Below are 19,417 nucleotides of genomic sequence, written 5' to 3'. Positions count from 1 at the left end.
TGGCGCTCAAATTCCCTTATTTTGTTATCTTGAGGTTTATTTTGTCCACTCAGTTATTTTTGGTGAATTATGCCTGATACCGGTACACAGACCCCGTCTTCCTACGCAGCAACGAACATCCAGATCCTTGACGGCATCGAACACGTACGCATGAGACCTGCCATGTATATCGGCGATATACACAGCAGGGGGTTGCACCATCTTATCTACGAAATAGTCGACAACTCGATCGACGAAACCCTCGGCGGCTATAACGATTATATCTTCGTTTCTCTCAATACCGACGGCTCGGTCACGGTGATAGACCGCGGACGGGGCATTCCCGTCGATATCCATCCGGAAAAGAAGAAATCCGCTCTCGAACTGGTGATGACCCTCATCGGAGCAGGAGGAAAATTCGACAAGGGGGCATATAAAGTCTCGGGAGGCCTTCACGGAGTCGGCGCCTCGGTCGTAAACGCCCTTTCGGAATGGTGCGAGGTCGAAGTATACCGGAACGGCAAAACGTTCTTCCAGAGGTATGAACGAGGCGTTCCTCAGGGAGATGTCAGGGAAACCGGCACTTCCGACCAGTGCGGCACGAAAACCACGTTCAAGCCGGATCATCAGATATTCAAAACCACGGAGTTCCGGAAGGATATCATTATCGACCGTATGCGGGAGCTCGCATTCCTGAACAAAAACCTCCGGATCGTCGTTCAGGACGCCGAAGGATCGCAGGAGGAATTTCATTATGAAGGCGGCCTCAAGGAATTCGTGCAGTTTACCGATCACAACAGGGTAAACCTTCTGAAAGAGCCTGTTTACGTCTACGGAGAGAGGGATTCGACAATCGTCGAGATAGCGCTGCAGTACAACGACTCCTATCAGGAAAACGTCTTCAGCTACGTCAACAACATCAATACCCACGAAGGCGGCACGCACGTGACCGGCTTCAGGAAGGCGTTGACCCGTACCCTTAATGCTTACGCCCAGAAGAACGATCTCCTGAAAAACCTGAAAATCACCCTTACCGGCGACGATTTCAAGGAGGGTCTGACCGCTGTTATCTCTGTCAAGGTTGCAGAACCGCAGTTCGAGGGACAGACAAAAACGAAACTCGGCAATTCCGAAACTCAGAGCATCGTGGAGAGCATCGTCAACGAACAGCTCGCAGAGTTCATTGAAAGCAATCCCAACGTACTGAAGCTCATTATCGAGAAAGTCAAGGGGGCAGCTCTCTCTCGCGAAGCCGCCAGAAAAGCAAAGGAACTCACCCGGCGCAAGTCGGTTCTTGAGAGCTCCGGCCTACCAGGAAAACTTGCAGACTGCTCGATAAACGATCCAGAGCACTGCGAGCTTTACATCGTCGAAGGCGATTCAGCAGGCGGCAGCGCAAAGCAGGGCAGGGACCGCAGTTTCCAGGCCATCCTGCCGCTCAAGGGAAAAATCCTCAATGTCGAGAAGGCGCGTCTGCATAAAATGCTGGAAAACGAGGAGATAAAGACTATTATCCTCGCCCTCGGCACAAGTTTCGGAGAGGAGGAGTTCTCCGCCGAAAAGCTGCGTTACGGAAAAATCATCATCATGACCGATGCAGATGTTGACGGCGCCCATATAAGAACGCTGCTGCTGACATTTTTCTTCCGCTATATGCGTTCGCTGATTGAAGCCGGAAAAGTATTCATCGCACAGCCACCGCTCTACCTCGTCAAATCCGGCAAGGACCAGCAATATGCGTGGGATGACGACGAACGGAACGGCATAATCGAAGCGATGAAGAAAATGCAGAAGGGAAAAGCCAATGTGAATATTCAGCGCTACAAAGGCCTCGGAGAAATGAACCCCGAACAGCTCTGGAGCACGACAATGGATCCAGCCCATCGATCGCTTCTGCAGGTCAGCGTGGAAAATGCCCGCGAAGCGGATCAGATATTTTCCACGCTGATGGGCGACAAGGTAGAGCCCAGAAGAGAATTCATTGAAAAAAACGCGAGATACGTCCGGAGATTAGATGTCTGATTTCCGGATGGTTATCTCCCTGCGCAACTCCTGTACCCAGGCCTCGTAAACCTGCTGTTTCTTGCTTTCGAGCGCCAGCGATTCAAGCTGGACATAGTCCTGCGCAGGATTGAGCCGGTGTGCTGAAATTTTGTCGTTCAGCTGGAATATCGCATAAAACGGCTCTCCCTGAGGAGGCTCGATCTTTACCGGCTCACTGATGTCTCCGCTCTTTTTAAGAGTACCGATAATCTCCTTTAGCGGCGAACGGAGCGTAGAAAGAGGAAATACGGTTTTCATTGAAGCTGACGAAAGAACGGCTCCCCCAAGCTTCGCCGAAACCGGATCCTCTGAATACTTTCTGGCCATGTCGGCAAACGGAGCTTTGCCTGAAAGCACGTCGGACCTGATCGAACGCAGCAGGGAGATCGTTCCGGCCTCATCGCTCTTCGAACGGTCGAATCCGATGAGGATATGACGAACATGCAGGGAATTGACCTCGCGGTCCAGCAGCTGTATAAGATGAAATCCGTAACGGGTTTCGACAATCCCCGACACCTGGCCCTCCTTCAGCGCATATGCAGCATCCTCAAAACTCTGGATCAACTCTCCCCTCTGAACGAACCCGAGATCGCCGCCAAGAGGCGCTGAACCAGGGTCCTGGGAATATTTTTTTGCAAGGGCGGCGAAATCCGCGCCTCCTTTCAGTTCAGCCTGCACGTTTTCGATCAACGCTTTCGATCGAGCCCTGCTCTCCGCAGTAACATCCGGGTACCTTAAAATCTGCGATACGGAAACGCCTTCGGGAACGATCGGAAGCCTTTCTTTATTGGCATCATAAAACGCAATCGTTTCCTCATGGGTCACGGAAACGCCGGAGAGTTTCTTTCTTCGGAGCGATTCGACTAGCTGCTGGTTTTTGATTTCCTGGCGAAGTTCCTTACGGATCATGAGAGAACTCTTGCCGAATCTAGACTCCATTTCCTCTTTTGAAGAAAATCGGGATGCAAGCAGCTTCATCCTCTCGGCAACAAGGCCATCGAGCGCGCTTTCGTCGATGCCGGTGCTGTCTATCCTCGCTTTCGCAAGGATGACTTTCTGGTCTATAATGGAATTCAGCACTTTCCCGCGCAGGCTTCCGTCGTCTTTCAGTTCAGGAAACTGCATACGGGTCATCATAACCCTTTCGTCGAGTTCGGAACTGAAAACGACCTCGCTGCCTACAACGGCAACAATGCGATCGACAGTTTTTGCCGATACAGGGGAAAGACCGACCGCGCATAAGAACAAAAATGTATAAACCGACACCATCACTTTTTTCATGCTGAACACTCCTCTTGCTTGATATTGTTTTCTTGTCTGTGCGCCTTTCCTACGAAGCGCTGCCGCCTCTGAGCTTCACCGTCGATTTCGTCACTCGCAGCCAGTCGTAGACGATCGGAGCCGCCACAAAAACGGACGAGTAGGTACCAATCAGAATACCGGCAAAAACAGCGAAAGCGAATCCCCGGATTGCAGGACCGGCAAATATGAAAAGAACGAGAACCGTCAGCAACGTTGTTCCGGAGGTGATGATCGTTCTGCTGAGCGTCTGGTTCAGGCTCTGGTTGATAATTTCCTCATACTCCGAAGGCTTGCGGCCACGGATACGCTCCCTGATACGGTCGTAAACGACAACCGTATCGGTGATGGAATAACCGGCAACCGTCAGGAACGCGGCAATGATGCTCTGATCCATTTCGAGGGGCATAAACGAAAATATGCCTCCCAGAATACTGAACAGTCCCAGTACTATGAGCACGTCATGAAAAATCGCTATGACGCCCGCCGTCGCGAACTTAAACTCGAACCGGATGCCTACATAGAGCAGAATGGCCGCAAGAGCTGCAAGCAGCGCCTTGAGCGCCGCCCACTTAAGATCGGATGCGATAGTGGGTCCGACGGATTCAATACGCACGATTTCATGCGCGTTGTCAGGCAATCTGTCCCTTACTGCGTTGTCGATCAGCGACTTCAGCTCGTTGGTTTCGCCGCTGAAGACGGTGCTGAGCAAAAACGAACGATCCATGCCGTACTGTTTCAGCGTTCCTGAAACGCCAGCCTCCTTGAGCACCCCCCTTACCCTGCTTACGTCGATGTCTTTTTCAAACCTTACGACAACTTCCGAACCGCCCCGGAAATCGATGCCGTAGTTGAGTCCCTTGAAAAGAAGCGATACCATACCGGCGACAATTAGAACGACGGATATACCATAGGCGATCTTACGGTATTTAAGGAAGTCGATAGTCGTTTTGTGAAAAATCCTCATGAATAGCGAAACATTGATTGTTTAACCGAAACTTCTGGCAGAAAGCATGTTTTTCGAAAGCATGAAAAAGAAAATCTCCTTTGTCACCACTATGGCAGTGAAGAGACTGGCTGCAGTACCGATCATCAGCGTAACGGCAAAACCCTGTATGGGGCCGATACCGAAGGTATAGAGCAGATATGCCGACGCCAGCGTGGTGACATGCGAGTCGAGTATTGACGAGAACGCCTTGTCGTAACCGGCAGTCACTGCCGAAACGATAGATTTGCCTTCTGCGAGTTCCTCTCTGATACGTTCGTAGATAAGCACGTTGGCATCGACAGCCATACCGATGGTCAGGACGATGCCGGCAATACCCGGTAAAGAAAGCGACGCACTGAATCCGGCAAGCACCGACAGCACAACGAGAATATTGAGCACAACGGCCGCATTAGCGGCAACACCGGCCATCCTGTAATAGACAAGCATGAACATGGACACGGCAAGAAAACCCGATATCAGAGAAAACATTCCGGCCCTGATGTAATCGGCTCCGAGCGAAGGGCCTACCGTCCGCTCCTCGATGATACGGACAGGAGCGGGCAATGCTCCTGCCTTAAGAACGATTTCAAGGTCTTTTGCCTCTTCGACGCTCTCGATTCCGTTGATTACCGAATTGCCGTTCGGAATTTTCGACTGTACCACAGGAGCGCTGTAGACCGCGCCATCAAGAACGATAGCGATGCGTTTGCCGATATTGGCTCCGGTAATACGCGCCCACTTGGCCGTTCCCTCCGAGTTCATCTCCATGAGCACCTCAGGCTGAGCGCCCTCGGCGCTGAAGGTGGCTTTGGCCTCGGTAATGACGCCGCCGGTCAGTTCAGCAGTTTTCCTGAGAAGAAAGACCGGATAGTAGTTCTGTCCGTCCTGCAGCTGATCGGGCCTGGCGGCAAGCAGCAGTTCGCTGTCCTGAGGCACAAGAGCCTTGATATCGCTCCGCCTGAATAGCTTTGTGACGAAATCTCGTGAATCTTCACGAACGTAAACGCTGCCATTGTCCATGACCGTCAGCACGTCGTTAAGCGGTCCTCCCGATCCGTTCTGCGAAACCGCCTGAGGTGCGGCCCCCGAGGTATCGGGCACATCGGAAGAAAGCGCCCGTTGGGCAACGAGCGATGAATTCAGCTTGTCAAGCACCCTGATGAGCACGTCAGGTTCGCGCAAGAGCTTGAATTCAAGTTTTGCTGTCCCCTTAAGCAGGTTTCTGACTCTGTTTTCGTCGGCGATACCTGCAAGCTCGATAATGAGCCTCCGGTTGCCCTGTGTCGTGATGACCGGCTCCGCAACGCCGTACTGATCGATACGGTTACGGATAATCTCCCTTGCTCTTGTCAGAGCATCTTCCGATTCTTTGCGGAGTTTGTCGGTTATTTCGCTGTCACTGTTCCGTATATCGTAAAAATAACGGCTCAGGCGGATATTTTCTTTCCTGAATTCCGAGACGATCAGATCGATAACATTTGCATTGCTCGATGCGGCTCCCCGACGAACCCTCTCCATTATTTCATTGAATTTCGCATCCTTGTTCCATGCCTTCTGCTCGAATAGATCTACCTGGTCGACTTCCATAACCAGATGCATGCCTCCTTTGAGATCAAGACCGAGCTTGAGGCTTTTTTTACGGGCATTTTCAATTTCTTCGCGGTGGCTCAGACTGAATTTCAGGCTGTCTTCGGCCGAGGCATAGCTGTCGAGCTGTTTTGAGAGCGAGTAGTCTTTCCAGGTCGGCCAGAGCGACCATAGAGAAACAACGGTTACCAGAACAATCAGAAAAAGATTGAAGGGCTTGTTTTTCATTATGAGATATATCTTTTCGCGCGATGTAAATAATTCAGCCAATATATAAAACGGGGTAGTGATTAACAATCGTCCCTCCCGCACCCTTCACCATTGAATGCACATTACGCAGCAGGCAATAAAAAAGCCCGGTGCGAGCCGGGCTTTTTCAGGATAAAACGAACGCTATCCCCAGATGTCCTGAACGATATTATTGTACCAGCCGCGAGCAAACATCGCTTCCTCATTGAGATGATCGTCATCGGCGTCCATGGGAGTAAGACCACCGGATCCGGGGATTTCCACTATACCTGCAGATGTCAGCTTGTACACGCCGGCTACCGAAACGCCGTAACCGGGACCGATAAGGCTGTAGCAGGTATTGACGAGCGAAGGCGGCGCAGGAACCTTACCCTGGCATAACCGGATAATCGAGGCGGCAACCACTTTTCCCTGACTGCTTGCGGCAAAACCGGATTTCGGCATTGCGCCCGCAATAACGGCATCGCCGATAACGTGAATTCCCGGATGAATGGTTGACTCGAACGTTATCGGATTAACGGGACACCATCCGGAAGCATCGGTCAAACCTGCATCGAATGCGATTTTGCCTGCCTGCTGCGGAGGAATGAGATTGATGACGTCGCCTTTCTCGACACCGAAATCGGTCGTAACGCTTTTCGAAGCCGCATCTACTTTGGTGATCTTGCCTCCTGTAACAGAAGAACGCCACTCGATCATTCCGGGATAGAGCCTGTCCCATCCTTTCTTGAAAAGCCCCTGCTTCGAAAATTTGTCTTTTGCGTCAAGGATCAGGATCTTGGATTTCGGTTTTTTCTCTTTCAGGTAATGCGCAATGAGGCTTGCCCTCTCATAGGGTCCGGGAGGACATCTGAACGGATTTCCCGGTGGACATATAAGCACCCTGCCGCCGTCCTTCATGGCAAGCAGCTGTTTTTGGAGAAGAACCGTCTGAGGTCCGGCTTCATAGGCATGCGGCATTGAAGAGTTCGCAACGCTTTCGCTGTAACCCTCTATTGCTCCGTATTTGAAATCGATACCGGGAGATACTATCAGACGGTCGTAATTGATAACCTTCCCGCTCTTGAGCGTAACGGTGCTTTTTACCGCATCGATGCCGGTAGCCAGATCGGCAATCACATTGACGCCGTATTTGCTCCTGAGCAGCGCGTATGTCTGACCGATATCCTCCATATTTTTCAGCCCGCCGAGTACCCAATTGCTGAATGGACAGGTGTAGAAGGTCGCTTTTGGCTCGATAAGTGTGACTGAAAGCGAAGGATCCAGCTTTTTAAGATATTTTGCAGCCGATGCCCCACCGAATCCGCCGCCAATAACAACAATACGGGTCTGGGCAGCGAATGCAGGCTTTGCCATGCCGAAAATTCCCAGAGCAGAACCGGCAACGCCGGAAACAAGCAGTTTATTGAAGTCTCTGCGCGAAATGTTATGATTCATTTTCCTGTTCCCCCGTTATTTGTTGTTCTGCCATACTGTTCCGAAATATTCTGCTATAAGCCTGATCTCCTCATCGGTATACCCCTTCGCATGCCTGATCATTACGGTTGAATAGCGGGTTCCCGATTTGAAATCTTTTAGTGCAGCTTCAAGGTACTCAGGCGATTTGCCGTAAAATGATGGTATTATGCCGACGCTTTTTCCATCTGTTCCGTGACATGATGCGCACGATAACGCCAGAATCTCTCCCCGGGGATCGACGACACAAACTTCGGCCGTTTTCTTCTTCTGAACCTTTTTTGCCGCAGCAGAGGCATCAGTTCCCGCAAAGAGCAGGACTGAAAATACAAGACAGGCGGTCAGCAACGATCTGATGGTAACCTGCATGATAATATTCTCCTTATTGATAGAATTGGAAAAGGTACTGCTTGAATATCCGGCAGCATGAAGGCAATCGTGCATCTGAAAATCAGACAACGGAGACTTCAGACGAAAACTCCTGATTGCTGCTGTCAATAAAGCGGAGTGCGAGTTTATCTCCCTTTTTCCCCGCAAATCTGAACTGAATAAATGGATCTTTAGAAACTGACGGGCCGAGCTGCAGATCAAGCAGAGGCTTTCCGTTGAGCATTACACTGCCCTCTTTTACGAAATAGGCAGGAACTACGTTACCAGAATCATCCTTTCGAGTACCGGACTCGTTCGGGTGAGGAATGATCATTTTTACCGAAACGATTCCGGCACTTTCTGTTGCGAGAACTCTCATATTGCTGTACCACGTATTGTTGATAACAAGACTTCAGCAGGCTTCCGCCGATACATTTACTTGCACCGAAGCCATATAGTATTTGCCGCTTTCCCTTACCACCGCATAAAGCAGTGAACTTTCTTTCATTTTCACATTAAGAGAGAAATAAGCAAGAGCTCCTTCATGCAGCGAACAACTGAAAACAAGAGGAGTTATATTCTTTTCCACAAAAAGATAGATCGCATCACCTTTTATATCGGAATCTATTTCAACAGGCACCGCCGATGCATCTGAGGCTGCAGCAGGAGCTGTAATAGTGATTCTTCCAGTCCGCACCAGATCTTTCGTGCCAAGAACATCCATCAAAGCCTTTTCAAGGGGAACCTGCTGAAAATTCCTGACGTTCCATGTTGCCATGACATCAGCTGGCCGCAAGAAGGCGAGCAAAGCAACCGCTGCGGTTCGTTCGAGAAACGCTCTTCTATTCATAGAATGATCAAAAAAATCAGGTTAATTTATTCCATCTAATCCGGAAGCCTTACATTTATATAACTATATGATTATATAAAATTCTCTGCATCGATGCAAATATTTTTATTGCCGCAAATCCGATCTGATTGATCCGAAATCGTTATTGTACTTTAATAATAACAATTCCCTCCGTGTATTGAGACAATCAGCGTATACTGTTCAATAAACAATGGCACGAACAGTACTCATTACTATATATATACGCCATCATATTATTTACTCAGCAGGAATGCGCCTGATTTCTTTCAAACGGAGAACTATCAGCTTATTGCATAAACCAGTTATGTTTCACGTGAAACACAAAGGCACTCTTCATGTATGATATTATTATTGCAGGCGGAGGACATGCCGGCTGCGAAGCCGCACTTGCGGCGGCAAGATCAGGATTGTCTTGCCTGCTCGTCAGTTCCGATCTTACCGCACTGGCAAGAATGTCATGCAACCCCGCTATCGGTGGTGTTGCCAAAGGCCAGATAACGAGAGAAATCGATGCTCTGGGGGGAGAAATGGGTAAAGCTATCGATAATACAGGAATCCAGTTTCGCATGCTCAATACGAGCAAAGGCCCTGCGATGCGATCACCCAGAGCCCAGGCAGATCGAACACGCTACTCGCTCTATATGCGAAAGGTCATCGAACTTGAACGAAATATCGACCTTCTTCAGGACACTGTTACGGCGATTCACGCCATCCGAGGGAAAGCTGAAGGTGTATATATTTCAACAGGTACATGTATCCGTTCGAAAGCAGTTATTCTTACCTGCGGTACTTTTCTCAATGGTCTTATCCACATTGGAATGACTCATTATCCTGGCGGCAGAACCATTGCAGAACCGCCTGTCCATGGTCTTACTGAAAATCTTTCCGATATGGGGTTCAGATATGGGCGTCTTAAAACAGGCACTCCTCCCCGTATCGATAAAAGAAGCGTCGATTATTCGCGCGTTGAAGAACAATACGGAGATTCAGATCCCGTTCCATTTTCTTTTTCTACCGGGTCGCTTTCCTCAATCAATCAGCTCAGCTGTTATCTTACCAGAACAACTCCCGAAACGCACGCCATACTCAGGACAGGTTTCGACCGATCACCACTCTTTACCGGAAAGGTTCAGGGCACAGGTCCTCGTTACTGTCCGTCCATAGAGGACAAAATCAACCGTTTTTCACACAAGGACAATCATCACATCTTTCTTGAACCGGAAGGATACGATACCAATGAAATGTATGTTAACGGCTTTTCCACATCTCTTCCTGAAGATATTCAGAAGAATGCGCTGCAGACCATCCCCGGTCTTGAAGAAGTCAGAATTATACGTCCGGGCTATGCAATAGAATATGATTATTTCTTCCCCTATCAGATCGGAAGAACGCTTGAAACGAAAATTGTTGAAAATCTTTATTTCGCCGGACAGATAAACGGCACTTCGGGCTATGAGGAAGCAGCTGCTCAAGGTCTTATGGCCGGAATCAACGCATCACTTAAACTCAGAAACCGCGACCCGCTGCTTCTTAAACGTTCTGATGCATATATAGGTGTGCTTATAGATGATCTGATCACCAAGGAAACGGATGAACCGTACAGAATGTTCACCTCATCTGCGGAGCATCGCCTCCATCTCCGACACGATAATGCGGATCTCCGTCTCAGCAAGTTAGGCCATGACGCCGGTCTTGTTTCGGATTCTGCCATGTATGCCTGCTCAAGAAAATCCGATGCAATCGAACAAGTAAAAAAAGCCGCCTCATCGTTCTCTTTTTCTCCTGATATCATAAACGATCATCTTGCCAAGCATGGCATTCAGACAATTAATTCTTCACTTTCCGCCTCAACGCTCCTGAAAAGACACGGAATAAACTTCTGTCTTCTTTTCGGATGCTCTCCGCTGTTCAAAGAAATGATGTTTTGTTTTTCTTCTGATCCGCTTGTATTCGAACAGGTTGAGATCGATATTAAATACGAGGGTTACCTGAAACGGGACATGCTTCTTTCCGAAAGAATATCCCGCATGGAGTCCCTGCATATACCACCGGCATTTCCTTTCGAATCCGTTCACGGCCTTTCAAGCGAAGGCAGGGAAAAGTTGTTGAAACACCGTCCTGAAACTATTGGCCAGGCATCAAGAATACTTGGCGTTTCACCCGCCGATATTTCAGTGCTGATGGTAAAACTTGGTCGCTGACCCATCTGTTATGTTTCACGTGAAACATCGCAGTTATCATTTCATTTTCATCTGTATTTGTTCATGGACAATCTAATTCATGACATCATCGATAACACGCTCCTTTTCGGGAAAGATAAAGAGGAGTGCATAGTTGGCGCTTATCAGCGCTCGGACAGCCATATCAGACTGTTTTTCCGTAACGGTGATTCCGTGCATTTTCGCGACGATCCATTTTATCCATTCTTCTTTCTTTCTGATGGCGCCGTTCTTGACGGCTTTGTTCCGGAAAACCAGAAGAAGTTCTGGCTTGTGAAACTTCATGGCTCCAACTTCTATCAATATCTCGCTATTTTCGACAGCTGGAAAATGTATCGTTCCGCTCTCGACTTCATCAATACGAAATCAGACTCGGAATCAAAAGACAGAGCCGGAACAGATCTTTCAGGAAACAGCCCTCTTACATACAATAAAGGTGACGGTGTATCACAATATTTACTACAGACAGGCAAAACCCTTTTCAAGGGGATGCTCTTCGAAGATCTGCATCGACTTCAGCTTGATATTGAAACATATTACAGGCCTGATAACCGCGGCAATGACAAGCAGGATAGATATTCCGATGAAATCATCATTGTATCCCTTTCTGACAACTTTGGCTGGAAAGAGGCGCTGCATTCAAAAACAAGTTCAGAAAAAGATCTTCTGGAGCGTGTCGTCAAAACAATTACCCTCAGGAATCCTGATGTCATAGAAGGTCATAATATCTTCAGTTTCGATCTTCCCTATCTGCAGCGTCGTTGCGAGCATCATGGAGTATCGTTCTCCATAGGAAGGGATGGCATGATTCCGAGAAGCTATCCATCAAGCATCCGTTTTGCTGAACGTACAATCGATTTTCCTTATTTCGATATTCCTGGACGTCATGTTGTCGATACTCTTTTTCTTGTTCAGAATTTTGACGTATCGAGACGTTCCATGCAGAGTTACGGACTGAAAGCAGTTGCCAGACATTTCGGTATTGCCGCTCAGGAAAGAACCTATATAGATTACAAGGATATCGCATCCACCTGGGATAATGACTATGAAAAACTGCTTGACTATGCGCTTGACGATGTAATCGAAACGCGAGATCTTTCCGGTATACTTTCGGGAAGCAATTTCTATACAACTCAGATGATTCCCTACACGTATGGAATGACATCGCGGATCGGACCGGCAGCAAAAATCGAATCGCTGTTCGTTCGTGAATATCTACGTCAGAAACATTCCATTCCTAAACCCTCATCCGGGCAGCAGTTCATGGGAGGATATACGGAAGTTTTTCTCAAGGGTATTCTCGGACCAGTTGTGTATGCTGACGTTGAGTCCCTTTATCCTTCTATCATGCTATCTTTCAATATATGCCCTAAAAGCGACTCTCTTCGGGTTTTTCCCGTAGTTCTTCATGATCTTAAAGACCTCCGCTTCAGAGCAAAAGAACTCAGCGTGTTGCACAAAAATAATGGCAGCTCCGCTCTTTGTGGAAATTATGATGCTATGCAATCTTCTTTCAAAATTCTTATCAACGCCATGTACGGTTACCTTGGCTTTCAGGGCGGAATATTCAATGATTATTCAGAAGCAGACAGGGTAACCTCTACAGGGCAGAGTATCGCGAAAAAAATGATTGCCGAGTTCGAATCTCGCGGGAGTCGTGTCATTGAAGTTGATACAGACGGTATTCTTTTTATTCCTCCGGCACTTATATGCAGCGAAGAGGAAGAGAGAAAACTGGTCAGCGAAGTATCTTCACATATGCCTGAAGGCATCAATATCGGTTATGACGGAAGATTTAAAAAAATGATTTCGTACCTGAAGAAAAATTATGCTCTTCTTGATTATGATGGCGTCATGACCATTAAAGGATCTTCCCTTACGAGCAGAAGCGGTGAAAAATTCGGAAGGGATTTCATTAAACAGGGTTTCAAGAAACTTCTTTCTGAAGATATCAGTGGTATTCATGATCTGTTTATGGAATATCGTCATAAAATACAGGATCACAGATTGGACATCACAGAGTTTTCGAGAACCGAAACCCTGAAATCATCGCTTGAACAGTATCTTGAAGATGTCAGAACCGGAAAACGTTCAAAATCTGTTACATATGAACTTGCTCTTAAATCGGGCAATCCTTTTTCGAAGGGCGACAGGATCACCTACTATATAAGCGGTTCCGGCAATTCATCTTCATTTATCGACAAAGGACGCCTTGCTTCTGATTGGGATCCAGAAAAACCGGACGACAATACAGCTTTTTATCTTAAAAGACTCGATGAATACTGTCAGAAGTTTCTTCCGTTTTTCAAACCCCAGGATTTCAGTACGATCTTTTCTGCCGACACTCTTTTTGCTTTTTCTCCTGAAGGTATTGAACTGATAAAGGAAACGCGTATTACCTCATCAGACGTATTCAATAATGATTTGATAACCTGAATGCTCTTTTTCATTTTATGGAACTATGTGCAGGTGTATTATGTATTTTGTTTATGATATTTTGACTTTTTCAAAACATTCAAATACTACTTTATGAGCGATAATAGAATACTTGCTGTTACGGATGACGTAACATGGATTGGTGTACTTGATCCGGGTCTTATCACTTTCGACATTGTCATGGAAACGAAGTATGGAACAACATACAACTCCTATTTCATAAATGCTGATAAAAAGACCGTAGTCGAAACGACAAAAGCCAAGTTCTGGCCATCTTATCTTGATAAATTAAAACAGGTTACAGATCCTTCAGAAATCGATTACATTATTGTTGATCATACGGAACCAGATCATTCAGGCAACGTTCATAACCTTCTGAGCGTTGCTCCGAATGCTACTGTGGTGGGTAGTGGAAATGCAATCAAGTTCCTGCGCGATCAGACTGGTCATGACTTCAGGCATCTTGTGGTCAAAAATGGCGATTCCCTTGACCTGGGCAACAAGACTCTGCATTTCATCGGCGCTCCAAACCTTCATTGGCCCGATACCATATATACCTGGCTTGAAGAAGACCGTGTTCTGTTCACCTGCGATTCTTTCGGTTCTCATTTCTCCCATGAGGAGATGTACGACGATCTTGTAGGTGATTTCGATGACGCTTTCACCTATTATTTCGATGCAATTCTAAGGCCATTCAGTAAATATATGCTGCAGGCCATCGATAAGATCAAACCTCTTGATATACAGGTGATCTGTCCTGGTCATGGGCCGATTCTTCGCACTCACTGGAAAAAATACGTTGATCTTTCTCATCGTTACGCATCTAATGCAATCGCTCTTCCGAACGAGAAGAATATTCTCATAGCGTACGTATCTGCTTATGAAAACACAGCTCTACTTGCCCACAAAATTGCCGATGGACTTCGACAGTCGTGTGATTTCACGATAGATATATGTGACGTTGAAAATATTCATTTTTCAAAACTCGAAGATAAGATAGCCCATTGTTCAGGAATCATCGTTGGTTCTCCAACTATCAATCAGAACATATTGCCGCAGATCTACCAGCTGTTCGCTGCTATCAACCCCATACGCGACAAAGGCAAACTTGCTGCTGCATTCGGTTCTTTCGGTTGGAGCGGTGAGGGTGTGAAGATGATCGAAACAAACTTTTCTCTTCTTAAACTGAATGTTTTCGATAAAAACGTGAGAATCAAATTCCAGCCTCATGAGCCTGAATTTGAAGAATGCATAACATTTGGTAAATCGTTTGCAGACAGAATGATAGAGATGTATCAGTTGAGCTGTAACATTTAGTCAATCTGCTTTTCTTTTTTTCCGGCGCTGTTGATTTCCATGAAGTAACCTGGTTCAGACGGCGCCGGAAACTTCATCTGAAAATAATATCCTGTATCTTTTCCTTGCCCAGAATTTTATTCATTTTTTCTGCGAGTTCTTTTTTTCTGAAATTCAATTCCATTCTCCATGCGGAATTTTTAACCCGTATATATAATCGGCCTTCAGTGAGTCTCTCTGCCACTGTTATGTCATCTATAATGTCTCCTGCAATTTCACTCCATATTTTCAATACCCTGTACTGTGTCCTTTCATCTTCCATACCAAGTCCTCTGCATACCTCATTGACTATGGCATCGAGCCTTCTTGGTGATTTACTCTTCACGAAGTTTTTCCCTCGGTGAAAGGTCATGAATATTTACAGCATTAATACATGAATCCTTCAGCCTTTCAGTTGATGTAATAATAGTCTGTCCGCACTGTTTCATAATGGATAATAATGCCCCAGCCCGTTCTTTATCAAGTTCGCTGAAAATATCATCGAAGAGGCAAATTGGTTTTTCTTCTTTTTTTTCTTTAAAGTACTCGTAAAGAGCCAGTTTCAACGAAATAATAAACGTTCTTTTCTGTCCCTGCGAAGCATACTTTTTTACGTCTTTTTCTTTCATGAAAAAGTGAATATCGTCTCTGTGAGGTCCTGCTGCTGTCTGACCCCTTGTTATTTCCTCATTTCTTCTTTCTTTAAGGTACTTCAGAAATTGATAATACATCTTTTCTTTCATCAAATCAGCGGTATCACCATTATAAAAAGAACACCTGTATGTTATCGACGGATATTCTCCACCTGATATTATACCATGCATCCTTAGCAGTTCAGGCATGATACTCAGCAGAAAAGCCTGCCTTTTCTGAACTATAAGAACGGCTTTCTCGGCGAGCTGTTCCGTCAGAACATCGAGCATCGAATAATCCTTCAGTTGATTGTCTCTTGTTGTTAATAGTGCGTTTCTCTGCTGCAGCAGACGTCGGTAATGAATGAGGGAATCGAGGTATATTGAATCTGTCTGACAAATTGCGTTATCGAGCATTCGTCTTCTTTCTGATGGAGCACCGTTAACGATAGAGGTATCTGCAGGAGAAAACGTCAGGCAGGGTAAGGTACCTATATGATCTGAAAAAGAAGATATATTCGTACCATTGACACTCACTTGCTTGCCGTAATCCTTGCTGTAAGTAATTTTTACGCTTATTTCGGATTTGTTATCAGCTTCAAATTTCCCGCGAACAAGAAAAAAAGATGACCCGGATGTTACGCATTCCATGTCGTAACTACTTATAAAGCCTTTTGTAAGACAGCAGTAATGAATACCTTCGAGAATAGATGTTTTACCGGTACCATTCGAACCGAAAACCAGATTAATGCCATTTTCCGGTTCGAATGCGAGGGCGGTATGATTCCTGAATTGTACAAACTGTATCTGCCGTATTATCAAGAACGACGATCTCCTGTCAATTATTGATGCGAACAGGCATGACAAGAATGATCAGGTCTTCCTGTTCCTTTTGTTCTGAGGGTTTGAAAATTACTGCAGTTGTAGGACTTTTCATCTCTATAACAATCTCCTTTTCGTCAATATGTGATAACGCCGCTTCTATGAATTTGGCATTGAATCCTATAATGATAGGATCACCTGTAAAATTACAGCTGATTTCCTCCTGAGCTGATTCCCCCTCATTGGTATTTTCAGCCATAATTATTGTTTTTTCTCCCTCGACTTCAACTTTTATATCACCGATGCTTGAAAATCTCCCCACTCTTCGAACAGAATCGTAAATATCTGTCCTTTCGGCCAGCATTTTCTTGTCATGTTCAACAGGTATGACGGCTTCATAATTGGGATAGGGCTCAACGATAAGGGCAGCGTCGAGTACTACGTTTTCCATGCTGAATCTGACAGAACGTCGTTCTTCATCGATGGACATCGTCACGATATCTGATTGTGCAAGTTTCTGAAGAATTGAAAGAACTCGTGCTGGTACGACAATTTTCTGTTTTTCCTGCACCTGAGTATCAATAGGTTTTCTGCAGCGTACGAGTCTGTGCCCGTCTGTTGCCACGCCCGTAATTCTGTTTTCTTCTATTTCGAAGAGCACGCCCATCATTGCTGGCCTCATGCCGTCGACACTGCAGGCGAATATCGTTTTATGAATAAGGTCAAGTAATTCCGACGTTTTCAGCTCAAGCGTTATGTCATATGCCTTTTCGTTTTTTTCCTGTTTGTTCTCAAACATGCATGGTATTGTATAACGTCCCTTATCGGTCTTAATTGAAACCATTCCATGATCGCTGATCTCCTGACGATTTATCGTAAATGTTACAGGGGTATCATACATGCTCCTGAGAAATTCCTGAAGTGTTTTTGCCTTTATTCCGATATTGCCGGAATCGGTCGTTTCTACACCGCACATTGCGGTTACAGAAATTTCACCGTCCGTAGCGAAAAGTGTTAGCTTACCGTTTTCGATGCTTAAATGGACATTGTCATACCTTGGATCGATTGTCTTTGCGGGAATTGCCAGGGATACCTTTCCGACGCCATCCTGCAGGTGACGTATTGTTGAGGTGAATTGCATCATCTTACTCTTTATCTATTTTTTATTTAAAATGTGTTGTTGTTGTTGTATGTCCTGTGGATTTCTTGACAAGTCACTGTCCGGATCCGTTATTATATTATATTTTATGGATTTATCGGAATAAATCAGATTGAAATCGCTGTTGGTAACCTGTGTATTGAATGGATGGTTTCTGTTCGTCGATTGTGAATGGTTGTAGGACGTTTCAATAGTGTGTTGATAAGTGGCGGTTTGCCAAGGTGCGCTTAACATGTTTTCAACAGGTTATACACGGTCTCGGTGGATTACATGGAGAGAATCTCAATCCTTTTTTTCAGTTCTTCAATTTTTTTTCTTTCATCGCTTACGCCTTCGGCGCGTTTTTCAATGGTATTGAGCGCATGAATGACCGTTGAGTGGTCCCGGCCTCCGAAATGAAGTCCGATCGTTTTCAGTGAAGAGTCTGTAAGGAGTTTTGCCAGATACATGGCCATCTGTCTTCCTGCGGCTATCTCCTTCTTTTTCGATTTACCTTTCAGATCATTTGGAGTAATATTATAGAAAGAGCATACAGCCTTTTCTATCGTATCGAGAGTCAGTTGTTTGGTAGTATGCCGGATAATGTCTTTAAGGGTCGATTTAGTGAACTGCAGATCGATTTCCTGATGGTCGAGAGATTGAGCGGCAAGAAGTTTGACGATACATCCTTCAAGTTCCCTGACGTTTTCAGTTACATTTGTTGCTATGAACTCAATGACCGTATCATCCAGATTTACTCCACTCTGGTGTAATTTGCTGAGAATGATGGCCTTACGCGTTTCATAATCCGGCGGTTGTATGTCTGCTGACAGTCCCCAGTTGAAGCGAGATATCAATCGATCCTCAATTCCTTTTATTTCCTTGATCGGTCGATCCGCAGAAAGAATAATCTGCTTGTTTGATTGGTGAAGCGTATTGAAGATGTGAAATATCTCCTCCTGTGTTTTCTCTTTACCGGCAAAAAACTGGATATCGTCGATTATCAATACGTCGATGGTACGGTAAAACGCTGAAAACTCCTGAATTTTTCCGTTCTGAATGGCATTGACAAAATCGATTGCAAATTTTTCACTTGATACATACAGTACCTTTTCCGAGAGGCAGTTGGATCTGACGCTGTTTCCGATTGCCTGGATCATATGTGTTTTTCCAAGACCGACGCCGCCATAGATAACAAGCGGGTTAAAAGCATTTTCGCCCGGATGCTTGGCAACGGATTTGGATGCTGCGAAAGCCAGAGAGTTGCAATCGCCTCTAATGAGCGTATCGAAGGTGTATTTTGTGTTCAGGTGAGTTTCGAAACGCATAAGGTTTCTTTCGAAATCCTGGCGGGCTGCCGCTGTAGAGGCAGATTCCTGTTTTATCGGGAGACATTGTTCCGGAACGGAATTCTGGTGAGGCAGTTCAATAGTGACCGGCTGGCCCTGTGACTTGTCCATCACGATCGAGTACATGCGCTTGGCATCAGGACCGATGACATCCTTGAGGGCCTGTTTAAGGTACGATGAGTAGTTTTCTTCTATCCATTCGTAAAAAAACTGACTGGGAACCTCGATAGTGAGTTCGTTTCCTGAAAAGCCGACGGGTTTAATGGGTATAAACCATGTCTTGAATGCGAGAGGATTAATTTTTTCCCTGATAGCATCAAGGCATGATGTCCAGACCTGATGTTCAAGTGAGGAGCTTTTCAGGTGTTTTTGCGATACGTTTTCCGTCTGTGCGGTGGATCTCGAGTCAGTCATGGATGCGAATTGATTGTAATCAATGTGGAGCAGAGAGCGAAATTATCCACATCAAATGTTTGCAAGTTACTGTTTTAAGTGGATAAATAACAATCTGCCTGTTGAAAAACCATCATGATCTGCGGGGTTTGAGGGTATTTGTTATCAACACATTATCTGATTATCTTATAAAGTTTTAGATGATTTTCAGGCATGTATTGTCCACACTTGTGGACAGGTGTTGATGCTTTTG

Annotated in this window: 15 protein-coding genes; 4 read left to right on the top strand and 11 right to left on the bottom strand. The window is 45.9% G+C overall.

What is annotated here, in order from left to right; all coding sequences use genetic code 11:
• The first annotated feature begins 69 nt into the window (after positions 1-69).
• The gene (gyrB, locus tag K4305_RS01270; protein WP_331560504.1) at positions 70-2,001 is read left to right on the top strand and encodes a DNA topoisomerase (ATP-hydrolyzing) subunit B; all 1,932 of its coding nucleotides are present in this window, start codon (positions 70-72) and stop codon (positions 1,999-2,001) included.
• Here gyrB and K4305_RS01265 read toward each other — a convergent pair.
• The 7 genes from K4305_RS01265 to K4305_RS01235 form a co-directional block, all read right to left on the bottom strand.
• Positions 1,990-3,303 carry a peptidylprolyl isomerase gene (locus tag K4305_RS01265; protein WP_331560503.1) on the bottom strand — a complete coding sequence of 438 codons (1,314 nt, stop codon included), beginning with the start codon at positions 3,301-3,303 and terminating at the stop codon, positions 1,990-1,992. The two genes, gyrB and K4305_RS01265, sit on opposite strands and share 12 nt — an antisense overlap.
• 49 nt (positions 3,304-3,352) lie before the next feature.
• Positions 3,353-4,288, bottom strand: a complete 936-nt coding sequence (gene secF, locus K4305_RS01260) for a protein translocase subunit SecF (RefSeq protein WP_331560502.1) — start codon at positions 4,286-4,288, stop codon at positions 3,353-3,355.
• A 21-nt stretch (positions 4,289-4,309) separates the two neighbouring features.
• Positions 4,310-6,124 carry a protein translocase subunit SecD gene (secD, locus tag K4305_RS01255; RefSeq protein WP_331560501.1) on the bottom strand — a complete coding sequence of 605 codons (1,815 nt, stop codon included), beginning with the start codon at positions 6,122-6,124 and terminating at the stop codon, positions 4,310-4,312.
• Between the two features lie 165 nt (positions 6,125-6,289).
• Complete coding sequence (locus tag K4305_RS01250) at positions 6,290-7,582, bottom strand: FCSD flavin-binding domain-containing protein (RefSeq protein WP_331560500.1); 1,293 nt, start codon at positions 7,580-7,582, stop codon at positions 6,290-6,292.
• A 15-nt stretch (positions 7,583-7,597) separates the two neighbouring features.
• Positions 7,598-7,969, bottom strand: coding sequence for a c-type cytochrome (locus tag K4305_RS01245; RefSeq protein ID WP_331560499.1), 372 nt, complete (start codon positions 7,967-7,969; stop codon positions 7,598-7,600).
• Positions 7,970-8,051: 82 nt separating this feature from the next.
• Positions 8,052-8,348, bottom strand: coding sequence for a thiosulfate oxidation carrier complex protein SoxZ (gene soxZ, locus K4305_RS01240; RefSeq protein WP_331560498.1), 297 nt, complete (start codon positions 8,346-8,348; stop codon positions 8,052-8,054).
• A gap of 33 nt (positions 8,349-8,381) precedes the next feature.
• Positions 8,382-8,693, bottom strand: coding sequence for a thiosulfate oxidation carrier protein SoxY (locus tag K4305_RS01235; RefSeq protein WP_331560497.1), 312 nt, complete (start codon positions 8,691-8,693; stop codon positions 8,382-8,384).
• A gap of 482 nt (positions 8,694-9,175) precedes the next feature.
• Here K4305_RS01235 and mnmG point away from each other — a divergent pair, with 482 nt between their 5' ends.
• From mnmG to K4305_RS01220, 3 genes are all read left to right on the top strand, one after another.
• On the top strand, positions 9,176-11,041 hold the full coding sequence (gene mnmG / locus K4305_RS01230) for a tRNA uridine-5-carboxymethylaminomethyl(34) synthesis enzyme MnmG (RefSeq protein WP_331560496.1): 1,866 nt from the start codon (positions 9,176-9,178) through the stop codon (positions 11,039-11,041).
• 63 nt (positions 11,042-11,104) lie between these two features.
• Positions 11,105-13,495, top strand: coding sequence for a DNA polymerase domain-containing protein (locus tag K4305_RS01225; RefSeq protein WP_331560495.1), 2,391 nt, complete (start codon positions 11,105-11,107; stop codon positions 13,493-13,495).
• Between the two features lie 93 nt (positions 13,496-13,588).
• Positions 13,589-14,812, top strand: coding sequence for an FprA family A-type flavoprotein (locus K4305_RS01220; RefSeq protein ID WP_331560494.1), 1,224 nt, complete (start codon positions 13,589-13,591; stop codon positions 14,810-14,812).
• Positions 14,813-14,885: 73 nt separating this feature from the next.
• Here K4305_RS01220 and K4305_RS01215 read toward each other — a convergent pair whose 3' ends face one another.
• From K4305_RS01215 to dnaA, 4 genes are all read right to left on the bottom strand, one after another.
• A complete protein-coding gene (locus K4305_RS01215) occupies positions 14,886-15,176 on the bottom strand; it encodes a DUF721 domain-containing protein (protein WP_331560493.1) in 291 nt (96 codons plus the stop codon).
• Positions 15,166-16,284, bottom strand: coding sequence for a DNA replication/repair protein RecF (gene recF / locus K4305_RS01210; RefSeq protein WP_331560492.1), 1,119 nt, complete (start codon positions 16,282-16,284; stop codon positions 15,166-15,168). The genes K4305_RS01215 and recF overlap by 11 nt, the downstream gene beginning before the upstream one ends.
• A gap of 16 nt (positions 16,285-16,300) precedes the next feature.
• Positions 16,301-17,425, bottom strand: a complete 1,125-nt coding sequence (gene dnaN / locus K4305_RS01205) for a DNA polymerase III subunit beta (protein ID WP_331560583.1) — start codon at positions 17,423-17,425, stop codon at positions 16,301-16,303.
• Between the two features lie 284 nt (positions 17,426-17,709).
• The gene (gene dnaA / locus K4305_RS01200; RefSeq protein ID WP_331560491.1) at positions 17,710-19,185 is read right to left on the bottom strand and encodes a chromosomal replication initiator protein DnaA; all 1,476 of its coding nucleotides are present in this window, start codon (positions 19,183-19,185) and stop codon (positions 17,710-17,712) included.
• Between the last annotated feature and the right edge of the window lie 232 nt (positions 19,186-19,417).

Origin of the sequence: Chlorobium sp. (assembly GCF_036528655.1) — a bacterium.
Classification (GTDB): Bacteria; Bacteroidota; Chlorobiia; order Chlorobiales; family Chlorobiaceae; genus Chlorobium.
Note: the sequence above shows the minus strand (reverse complement) of the source record. Positions and strands in the feature narration are given on the sequence as shown.